Source organism: Arthrobacter sp. Y3225116 (genome assembly GCF_059091245.1).
This window is the reverse complement of the sequence record NZ_JBNHGL010000022.1, coordinates 18345-28773: the sequence shown is the minus strand read 5'-3', so window position 1 is coordinate 28773 and position 10429 is coordinate 18345. Positions and strand designations below refer to the sequence as shown.

Below are 10429 nucleotides of genomic sequence, written 5' to 3'. Positions count from 1 at the left end.
GCAGCCCGGAGCGGTGCGCGCGTGATCCTGATGGACGAGCAGCCCGAGGCCGGCGGCTCGCTGCTGTCGGGCCGCGGCGAGACCATCGACGGCCTGCCCGCGCAGGAGTGGGTGGACCGGACCGTCGCCGAGTTGTCCGCGGCCGAAGAGCTCACCTACCTGGCCCGCACCACGGCGTTCGGCAGCTACGACAGCAACTACGTCGTGGCCGTCCAGCGCCGCACCGACCACCTGGCCGGCGAGCTGGGGGCCGGAGTCTCCCGCGAACGCATCTGGCACGTCCGCGCCAGGCAGATGGTGCTCGCCACCGGCGCGCACGAACGTCCCATCGTCTTCGCGAACAACGACCGCCCCGGCATCATGCTGGCCTCCGCCGTCCGCAGCTACCTCAACCGGTACGCGGTGGCCGCCGGCAACCAGGTGGTCGTCGCCACCAACAACGACTCGGCGTACCAGCTGGTCGCCGACCTGAGCGCGGCGGGCATCACCGTCGCGGCCGTGGTGGACGCACGTCCCGGGATTGGCGGCGACGCGGCCGAGACGGCCCGCGCGGCGGGCGCCCGCCTGATCACCGGCAGCGCCGTGGTGGACACCGAAGGCCGGAACGACGGCGGGCGGATCAGCGCCGTCGTCGTCAGCGGTTTGGATGCAGAGGGGCAGCTGACCGGGGAACCGGAAACACTCGAGGCGGACCTGCTGGCCGTCTCCGGCGGCTGGAGCCCAGTGGTGCACCTGCACAGCCAGCGCGAGCGCCGGCTGGCCTGGAACGACGACCTGGCGGCCTTCGTGCCCGGCCACGCGGTCAAGGACCAGCAGACCGCCGGCGCCTGCAACGGCACCCTGGATCTGGCCGGCAGCCTGCGCGAGGGCGCCGCCGCCGGTGCCGCCGCGGCCACCCGCGCCGGCTTCAGCGCGGACCCGCAGGTTCCCGCTGCCGCCGCCGAAACCGTCTCCCCGATCCGGCCGCTGTGGCTGGTTCCCGCCCTCGACGGCGAGGCCGCCGGCTGGAAGAACCACTTCGTCGACTTCCAGCGCGACCAGACGGTCGCCGACGTGCTGCGTTCGACCGGCGCCGGAATGCGCAGCGTGGAGCATGTGAAGCGCTATACGTCCATCAGCACCGCCAACGACCAGGGCAAGACCTCCGGGGTCAACGCCATCGGCGTCATCGCGGCGGCGCTGAACAATCCCGACGTCGGCAGCATCGGCACCACCGCCTACCGCGCCCCCTACACTCCGGTGGCGTTCGCCGCACTGGCCGGCCGGCAGCGCGGGGAGCTGTTCGACCCGGCGCGGCTGACCTCGATCCATCCGTGGCACGTCGCCCACGGTGCGCTGTTCGAGGACGTCGGACAGTGGAAGCGGCCCTGGTACTTCCCGCAGCCGGGCGAGGACATGGACGCCGCGGTGCTGCGCGAATGCGCCGCGGTCCGCGAATCGGTCGGCTTCATGGATGCCACCACGCTGGGCAAGATCGAGATCCGCGGCAAGGACGCCGGCGAATTCCTGAACCGGATGTACACCAACGCGTTCAAGAAACTGAAGCCGGGCCTGGGCCGCTACGGGCTGATGTGCACCCCGGACGGCATGATTTTCGACGACGGCGTGACCCTGCGCCTGGACGAGGACCGCTACTTCATGACGACCACCACCGGCGGTGCCGCCAAGGTGCTGGACTGGCTGGAGGAGTGGCTGCAGACCGAATGGCCGGAACTGGACGTCGTCTGCAACTCGGTCACGGAGCAGTACACCACCGTCGCCGTCGTGGGCCCCAAGTCCCGCGAGGTCATCGCCAAGCTGGCGCCCGAGCTGGATTTGGACAACGACGCGTTCCCCTTCATGGCGTTCCGGGAGACCACGCTCGCATCCGGTATCCCGGCCCGCGTCTGCCGGATCTCGTTCTCCGGCGAGCTGGCATTCGAGATTAATGTGTCCTCCTGGTTCGGCCTGAAGGTCTGGGAAGACGTGGCCGAGGCCGGCGCGGAGTTCAACATCACCCCGTACGGCACCGAGACCATGCACGTGCTGCGCGCCGAGAAGGGCTTCATCATCGTCGGCCAGGACACGGACGGCACGGTCACCCCGCAGGACGCCGGGATGGACTGGGTGGTCTCCAAGGCCAAGGACTTCGTGGGCAAGCGCTCCTACACCCGCGCGGACAACCTGCGCGAGGACCGCAAGCAGCTGGTCGGGGTCCTGCCGGTGGACAAGTCGTTCCGGCTGCCGGAGGGCGCCCAGCTGGTCAACCAGGGCACCCGGATCGCGCCGGCCGAGGCACCGGTGCCGATGGAGGGGCACGTGACCTCCAGCTACCACAGCGCCGCGCTGGGCCGCAGCTTCGGCCTGGCCCTGATCAAAAACGGCCGCAACCGCATCGGCGAGACGCTGCAGGCACCCGTCAACGGGCAGCTGGTGGACGTCGTCATCGCAGAACCCGTACTCTACGACCCCGAAGGGAGCCGTCGTGATGGCTGAACAGGTCTTGACCGACATCGCAGCACTGCGCCGCAGCCCGCTGGCGCATTTGACCGAGGCAATCAGCCAGGGTGCCGTGGCCGGCGAACGCGGCGTCAGCCTGCGGGAAATCCCGTTCCTGAACATGGTCGGCCTGCGGGCCGAGCCGGGATCGGCCGGCGCCAAGGCGCTTGAGGCCGCCGCCGGGCTGCCGTTGCCGGCCGGCCACGGCCGGGTTTCCGGAAGCGCGGACGGGGCCGCCATCCTGTGGCTGGGGCCGGACGAGTTCCTGCTGGTCGGGCCCGAAGGCACGGACGCCACGGCGGACCTGGCCGCCGCGCTCGGCGGTGAGCCGGGCGCCGTCGTCGACCTGTCCGCGAACCGCACCACGCTGGAACTTTCCGGACCGTCGGCCCGGCTGGTGCTGGAGAAGGGCTGCCACGCGGACCTGCACCCGCGGGTGTTCCGGCCCGGCACGGCGATCACCACCCAGCTGGGCCCGGTGCCGGTGCTGCTGTGGCAGACCGCGGAGCAGGACGGCGGCCAGGTCTACCGGATCATGCCGCGGGCCTCGTTCGCGGACTACACCGCCCGCTGGCTGCTGGACGCCATGACGGAGTTCGCCTCGCCCGAGGTCGATTGACATGGCACTGAGCGCGCTGGACCTGTTCTCGATCGGCATCGGACCGTCGTCGTCGCACACGGTGGGGCCCATGCGGGCCGCCCGGCAGTTCGCCGAGTCGCTGGCCGCCGACGGGCTGCTGGAGTCGGTGGCCCGGGTGAAGACGGAGCTGTTCGGCTCGCTCGGTGCCACCGGGGCCGGCCACGGATCGGACAAGGCCGTGATCCTGGGCCTGCAGGGCGAGGACCCGGAAACCGTTGATCCGGATGGCGCGGACGCGCAGGTGCAGGAGGCGGCGGCCGCGCGCAAGCTGAGCCTGGCCGGCACGCACCCGGTGGAGTTCGACCGGGCGTCGGACGTGGTGCTGCACCGCCGCCGCTCGCTGCCGGCGCATCCCAACGGGATGACCTTTACCGCGTACGACGCCGGTGGCTCACCGCTGCGCGAATCCTCCTATTACTCGGTGGGCGGCGGGTTCGTTGTCACCGCCGAGGAGGCCGAACGTGCGGCGGAAGACTCCGCGGCGCGCGACTCCGCGGGCGACGCCGATGGAGCCGGTCGTGGGGGCGCCCACGGGGAACGGTTCCCGTACCCGTTCTCCAGTGCCGCGGAACTGCTCGCCCGCTGCCGCGAGGCCGGAACGTCGATAGCCGGCGTGATGCTGGCCAACGAGCTCACCTGGCGCAGCGAAGCCGAACTGCGGGCGGCCCTCCTGCGGATCTGGGCGGTGATGCAGGAGTGTGTGGAAAACGGCTGTACCCGCACCGAGGAGACCCTGCCCGGGTCACTGCTGGTCCGCCGTCGTGCCCCGGGGCTGCGGCGAAGGCTGCGTGCCGCCGAGGAGGCACGGGCAGCGGAAGGCACGCCCAACGCCGACCCGCTGTGGGCGATGGAGTGGGTGAACCTGTACGCGTTGGCGGTCAACGAGGAAAACGCCTCCGGCGGGCGGATCGTCACGGCGCCCACCAACGGCGCGGCCGGGATCCTGCCCGCCGTGCTGCACTACTACACGAGATTCGTGCCCGGCGCGGACGACGACGCGGTGGTGGATTTCCTGCTCACGGCGGCAGCCATCGGCATCCTGTTCAAGACCAACGCCTCGATCTCCGGGGCCGAGGTCGGCTGCCAGGGCGAGGTCGGCTCAGCCTGCTCGATGGCGGCCGGTGCACTGTGCGCGGTGCTCGGCGGGACACCGGAGCAGGTGGAAAACGCCGCCGAGGTCGGCATCGAACACAACTTGGGCCTGACCTGTGATCCGGTGGGCGGCCTGGTCCAGATTCCCTGCATTGAACGCAACGCCATTGCCAGCGTCAAGGCGATCAACGCCGCCCGGCTGGCACTGGCCGGCGACGGCGACCACCGGGTGTCCCTGGACATGGCCATCAAGACCATGCGGGAGACCGGGGCCGACATGATGTCCAAGTACAAGGAGACGTCGCGCGGCGGGCTGGCCGTCAACGTCGTCGAATGCTGAACCGCCGCAGCTGAACCGCCGCAGCTGAACCGCTGCAGCTGAACCAGCCCGGACGGCAGGTCCGTCAACACCGCCACACCAAGCCAGACCGAAACGGGGTAGCAACATGCCGATCCACCACGAGCACATCCTGACCCTCGACTGCCCGGAGCGGCTCGGGATCGTCCACGCGGTCTCGGGTTTCCTGGTCGAGCACCGCCAGAGCATCCAGGAGCTCAAGCAGTTCGACGACCGGCGGGCCGGGCATTTTTTCATGCGCACCGACTTCGCCGGGGAGAACGGCGGAACCAACTCCACGGAGCGGCTGCGCGAGGCGTTTGCGCCGTTGGCCGAGCAGTACGGCATGGCGTGGCAGCTGGAACCCAAGGGCCGCAGGCGGCGGGTGCTGGTGATGGTGTCAAAGTTCGGGCACTGCCTGAACGACCTGCTCTTCCGCTCCCGGATGGGGGAGCTGCCGGTGGAGATTGTCGCCGTCGTGTCCAACCATCTGGACCACAAGGGGCTGGTGGAATGGCACGAGGTTCCGTATTACCACGTGCCGGTCACGCCGGACACGAAGCCGGCCGCCGAGGCCGAGCTGCTGCAACTGATCGATGCCCACAACGTGGAGCTGGTAGTGCTGGCCCGCTACATGCAGGTCCTCAGCGACCACCTGAGCCGCGAGCTGACCGGGCGTACCATCAACATCCACCACTCCTTCCTGCCCAGCTTCAAGGGGGCCAAGCCCTATCACCAGGCCTACGAAAAGGGCGTGAAGACCGTGGGGGCCACCGCGCACTACGTCAACGCCGAACTCGATGAAGGCCCGATCATCGCCCAGCAGACGGTGGAAGTCGACCACACCTTCGGGCCGGAGGACCTGGTGGCCGCCGGCCGCGACACCGAGTGCAAGGCCCTGACCAACGCGGTCAAGTGGCACTGCGAGGGCCGGGTCATCCTGCACGGAAACCGCACCGTGGTGCTGCGGTAGGAGCGCGCGGCTTGGCTGGTTTCATACCCGCCGAGCGGCACCGGCCCTCTCTTCCGTCCCCGGTGTGACGTTGCTCAAATTCTTGCAGGAATGAATGTTTGCACTTGTGCAAAGAGCGGGGGCGCTGGCACACTGGTTCGGTGAGTCAACTAAATTCCCTGCGTGAGCGCAAGCGCGCCGAGTGCTGGGCCGCCCTGCATGACGCCGCGGCGGAAGCGGCGCTGGAAGACGGATTTGAGAGCGTCACCGTGGATGCGGTGGCGCTCTCCGCCGGAGTTTCCCCGCGCACCTTCTTTAACTACTTCACGTGCAAGGAAGACGCGGTGCTGGGCCTGCGCGAGCCGGTGCTTGACGATGCCATGCTGGCCGAATTCGACGTCCACGCCAATCTGCTGGACGAGGTCGGCAAGTTGATGCTGGCGGTCACCCGCTCCATCCAGGGCGGAGACGATGCCACCCGCCACCTGATTCTGCGCAAGTACCCGCACCTGCTGCACCGCCGCGTCCAGTACGTCGTCAAGGTGGAGCAGTTGGTCACCACCGCGGTCTCCGAACTGCTCGCCGGCTCCGACCGGCTCGCGGACGCCGAACGGATCCTGGCCGCACATCCCGTCGGCGGGCAGTACACCGCCGAAGACGCCGCCCGCATGCTGGTCATGACGGCGGGCGCGGCGATCCGCTTTGCCATGCAAAAAACCATGTCCCAACCCACCCTGGAATCGCAGACCGAGGCACTGGAACACAGCCTGGCCTTGCTGCGCGCAGTTTTGAAGGAATCCGAATGAAGAACGAGAGCCGACAGGCGCTACAGCGTCCACCGGCATCCGCGACGTCCCGGCCGGGGCAGCATGGCCACAGCCATGGCAACCTGCTGCTGGTATTCGTTGCGCTGATGATGGCCATGTTGCTGGCCGCCCTGAACCAGACCATCCTGGCGACCGCACTGCCCACCATCGTGGGCGAGCTCAACGGCGCCAACCTGATGCTCTGGGTGATCACCGCGTATATCCTGGCCGCCACGGTCATGATGCCCATCTACGGCAAGCTGGGCGACCAGATCGGCCGCAAATACCTGCTGGTCGCCGCGATCATCATGTTCTTGATCGGCTCGGTCATCGGCGCGCTGGCGCCGGACATGGGCTGGCTCATTGCTTCCCGTGTAGTGCAGGGGCTGGGCGGCGGCGGACTGATGATCCTGTCGCAGGCCATCATTGCCGATGTGGTTCCCGCCCGGGAACGCGGCAAGTACATGGGCGCCATGGGCGGGGTCTTTGCGTTCTCCTCCGTGGTCGGACCGCTGCTGGGCGGCTGGTTTACCGAGGGACCGGGCTGGCGCTGGGCCTTCTGGTTCAACCTTCCCGTGGGCGTCTTGGCGCTGATCGGCGCGCTGTTCTTCCTGAAGTCCCGGCCGGTCAAGGTGCGGCCGAAGCTCGATCTCTGGGGCATGCTGCTGATGGCGGCCGCGACCACCGGCCTGGTCCTGGTGAGCAGCTGGGGCGGCAGCACCTTCGCCTGGTCCGATCCGGTGCTCATCGCCCTCATAGCGGGCACCGTGCTGGCCGCCGTCGGGTTCGTGCTGGTGGAGCGAAAGACCGCCGAACCCATCATCCCCATGTCCATGTTCCGCGACCGCAACTTCATCATGACCACCATTGCGGGCCTGTTGATCTCGGTGGCCATGTTCGGCGCCCTCGGCTACATGCCCACCTACTTCCAGATGGCTACCGGAGTATCGGCCACAGCCGCCGGGATGCTGATGATTCCCATGATGGCCGCGCTGCTCGCGTCGTCAATGATCTCCGGAATCCTGGTCTCCAGGACCGGCCGTTACAAATGGATGCCGGTGGCCGGTTCGGCGGTCATGGCGGTAGCCCTGCTGCTGATGTACTTTGTGCGCGCGGACACGCCCGTCTGGGTGCTCTGCGTTCACCTGGGCCTGCTGGGCCTTGGCCTGGGCCTGAACATGCAGATCCTGGTGCTGATCGTGCAGAACTCCTTCCCGCTGCGGCAGGTGGGCACGGCGACGGCGGCCAACAACTTCTTCCGCCAGATCGGCGCCACGCTCGGCTCGGCCGTCGTGGGAAGCCTGTTCGCCCACCGCCTGGTCGACCTGCTCAACGACCGCCTGCCGGCCGCCGCCGTCGCGGCCACCGGAGGCGGCAACTCGCTGACTCCGGACATGGTCGCAGGCCTGCCCGCACCGGTGCACGACATCATCGTCGAGTCCTACAACGAAGCCCTGATGCCGCTCTTCCTGTTCATGGTGCCGATGGCCGTTGTCGCCACTGTGCTGTGCATGTTCGTGGTGGAAAAGCCGTTGGCCACCTCGCTGGAGCCGGACGTCCTGGCCGAGGCGGCCTCGGAGGGGAATCTCGCGATCACCTCCGCGACCGAGGGCAACCAGCCGGCGAACACGGACCTGCGCCAGACCGAACCCAGCAACAGGTAGCGCTCGGGAAGGCCGCGGGCAGCTTCGGGTCGACGGTTATGCTGGCTGCATGGGAGCGTCAGCGGCACTGCACAAGGAACCGCGCGTCGTCGAGATTGAGTCGCTCGAGCACTTCGACCGGCTGGTCGCCCAGGCTCCGCGAGCCAGGGCAGCGGGCGACGGCGGACGCCCGGCCGCCAGCCAGGCGACGCCATCCGGGTCACCACAGTCAGGCGGGGGACCGGACGGCCTGCAGCCAGACCGCCAGCCGCGGCCCACCTGGCGACCGGGGCCGGACGGGGGACCGCCGTCGATGAACGGCTGGCACTTCCAATCGGTGGATCTCAGCGGCCGCACGGAGGCCCTGCTCAGCATGGACCCGGCCGGCTCGGTGTTCCTTGGATGCACGTTCGAGGCGACCACCGAGGACTGGCTGCACCGCAACGGCGCGCTGATCTTTCCGACGCTGCCCGGCGTCCCGTTCGACCCGTACCGCGGCCAGGTTTACACCGCCGCCGAGCTCTACAGCGGGCTGGACACCGGACCCTACGAAGGGACGCTGGACGCGCAGGTCTACGCCTGGTCCTCGCGGTCCGCGACCCGCCACGACCTGGATTCCACCCTCGCGGCGAGCCTGCACGACCATGCCATCGGCGACGCCATGGAGGCGCTGTTCTCCACCGTGTTCGCCGGCCGGAGGATGGTGGGGGTGATGGGCGGGCACGCTGCCGAGCGGGGCAGCACCATTTACGACGGCGCCGCCCGGCTGGGCAGGCTGCTCGCCACGGAGGGGTATGCCGTGGCGACCGGGGGCGGCCCGGGCGCGATGGAGGCCGCCAACCTGGGCGCGCGGCTCTCCGCGGCCGGCGATGACGAGTTTGCCGACGCGCTGGACCGGCTGGCCGGCGTTCCCTCCTTCCGGCCGTCCGTCACCGACTGGGCCCGCGCGGCGGCCGACGTGCTCGCGGGGGCCGGACCCGGCGTCGCGAATCTTGGCATCCCCACCTGGCACTACGGGCATGAGCCGCCGAACCTCTTTGCCACCCACATCGCAAAGTACTTCGGCAACGCCCTGCGCGAGGCCGTGCTGCTACAGCGCTGCGACGGTGGAATCGTGTTCCTGCCCGGCGCCGGCGGCACGGTACAGGAAATTTTCCAGGACGCCTGCGAAAACTACTACGCCACCCCGGAAGCGCTCTCGCCGATGGTGCTGGTCGGGCGCAAGTACTGGACCGAGGAACTGCCCGCCTGGCCGCTGCTGCAGGCGCTCGCGCGCGGGCGGCCCATGGAGGGCGCCGTGCACCTGGTGGACACCGTGGAGCAGGCCCTCGACGTTCTATAGCTCGGGCACGCACTCGCCCTGGCCCAGCAACGCCAGGCCGGTGAGGTCGCCGTCGGCAAAGGCGAGGATGTCGTGCGAGGCCTGCGCGTACATCAGCTGGGTGGGGTCGTCGACGTGGTCCAGGCCGATCAGGTGGCCCAGCTCGTGCATGATGATGGCCCGGGCGGCGTCGTTGCCCCCGGGCGCACCAAGCAGCTGGCGGAACTGCGGTGTGTCCAGTTCGATCTGACCCGACACGTAAGCGGAAACCCCGCCCCGCGACGCCCAGCCGCTGCCGCCCAGGCCGATGGTCGGACCGGCCAAGGACGGGCTTTGCTTCGGGTCGGACCAGGCGATCAGCACCGGTGCCCACCGCTCGCCGTAGCGTTCGGGCTGGTAGGATCGGCGCCGCTCGGCGGGCGGTTCGGTGGTGGTCCCTTCGTAAATGAACTGCAGGCCCGTGGCCTCCGAGACGTGGTCCACCGCCTCATGGACCAACTGCGTGCTGCCCGCGGGGGAGTCGGCGGTGCGGACCACATACCGGATCGGGCGGCACGGGTCGTAGGCGAGGTAGTGCTGCTTGGACGGCGAGGCCAAAAATTCGTAGGAATCGTTCTCCTCGTCGAGGGGCGCGGGCACCCCCAGCGGTCCGTCCGCGGCGTCGACTCCCGACGGCGGAAAGCCGCCATGGCCCGGGCCCTTGACAGTGGAGCCGGCATCGAACGGTACCCCATTCAGGGCGGCGGCCCCGCCGGGTTCCACCGCTGGGGCGGGGCCTGGTTGGGCCATCCAGATGAAGGCCCACGCCGCCAGCGACGCAGCAGCGGCCAGCAGGATGAACTTGCCGAACGGTGACGGGCCCCGGAGGTCCGGTTCCCTCCGGGCGGCCGGGGCAGAAATCGGCGTCAGTGTGGGCAGCTGCCCGGGAGCGCGCACCTGCCGCGCCGTCGGGTTGATCCAGACCTGCCCCTGGTCGGCGTCCGGTTTCCGGCGCTCAACGGAGCCGGCGGTGGCCCGCTGGGGTGCCTGCCCCGTCCCGGCTTCCGGCACAGGCCGGGCCCCGCCCGGCGCATGGCCCGGGTCCTCGGTCGGCGGCCAACTCATGGTCCCCCTCGGCATGGCGGACGGCGGTGCATCGTTGCCCCGCTTGCCTCAGGGTA

General features: G+C 69.4%; 8 protein-coding genes. 7 read left to right on the top strand and 1 reads right to left on the bottom strand.

Features of this window, described 5'->3' with window-relative positions:
• From AC5RV2_RS04330 to AC5RV2_RS04300, 7 genes are all read left to right on the top strand, one after another.
• Positions 1-2475 (top strand): sarcosine oxidase subunit alpha family protein (locus AC5RV2_RS04330; RefSeq protein WP_494091332.1); only part of this gene is annotated, 2475 nt, incomplete at its 5' end.
• Positions 2468-3097, top strand: a complete 630-nt coding sequence (locus AC5RV2_RS04325; protein ID WP_494091331.1) for a sarcosine oxidase subunit gamma — start codon at positions 2468-2470, stop codon at positions 3095-3097. The genes AC5RV2_RS04330 and AC5RV2_RS04325, both read left to right, overlap by 8 nt.
• 1 nt (position 3098) lies before the next feature.
• Complete coding sequence (locus AC5RV2_RS04320; protein ID WP_494091330.1) at positions 3099-4550, top strand: L-serine ammonia-lyase; 1452 nt, start codon at positions 3099-3101, stop codon at positions 4548-4550.
• 106 nt (positions 4551-4656) lie between these two features.
• Positions 4657-5520 (top strand): formyltetrahydrofolate deformylase, encoded by an 864-nt coding sequence (purU, locus tag AC5RV2_RS04315; protein WP_494001734.1) that lies wholly within the window; start codon positions 4657-4659, stop codon positions 5518-5520.
• A 140-nt stretch (positions 5521-5660) separates the two neighbouring features.
• On the top strand, positions 5661-6305 hold the full coding sequence (locus AC5RV2_RS04310; protein WP_494091329.1) for a TetR/AcrR family transcriptional regulator: 645 nt from the start codon (positions 5661-5663) through the stop codon (positions 6303-6305).
• Positions 6302-7969: an MDR family MFS transporter gene (locus AC5RV2_RS04305; protein WP_494091328.1), complete on the top strand. Its 1668-nt coding sequence runs from the start codon at positions 6302-6304 to the stop codon at positions 7967-7969. Before AC5RV2_RS04310 ends, AC5RV2_RS04305 begins: the two co-directional genes overlap by 4 nt.
• Before the next feature lie 49 nt (positions 7970-8018).
• Entirely contained in the window at positions 8019-9290 is a 1272-nt protein-coding gene (locus AC5RV2_RS04300) for an LOG family protein (protein WP_494091327.1), read from the top strand.
• Here AC5RV2_RS04300 and AC5RV2_RS04295 read toward each other — a convergent pair.
• A complete protein-coding gene (locus AC5RV2_RS04295) occupies positions 9285-10373 on the bottom strand; it encodes a matrixin family metalloprotease (protein ID WP_494091326.1) in 1089 nt (362 codons plus the stop codon). The genes AC5RV2_RS04300 and AC5RV2_RS04295 overlap by 6 nt on opposite strands.
• Positions 10374-10429: the final 56 nt, after the last annotated feature.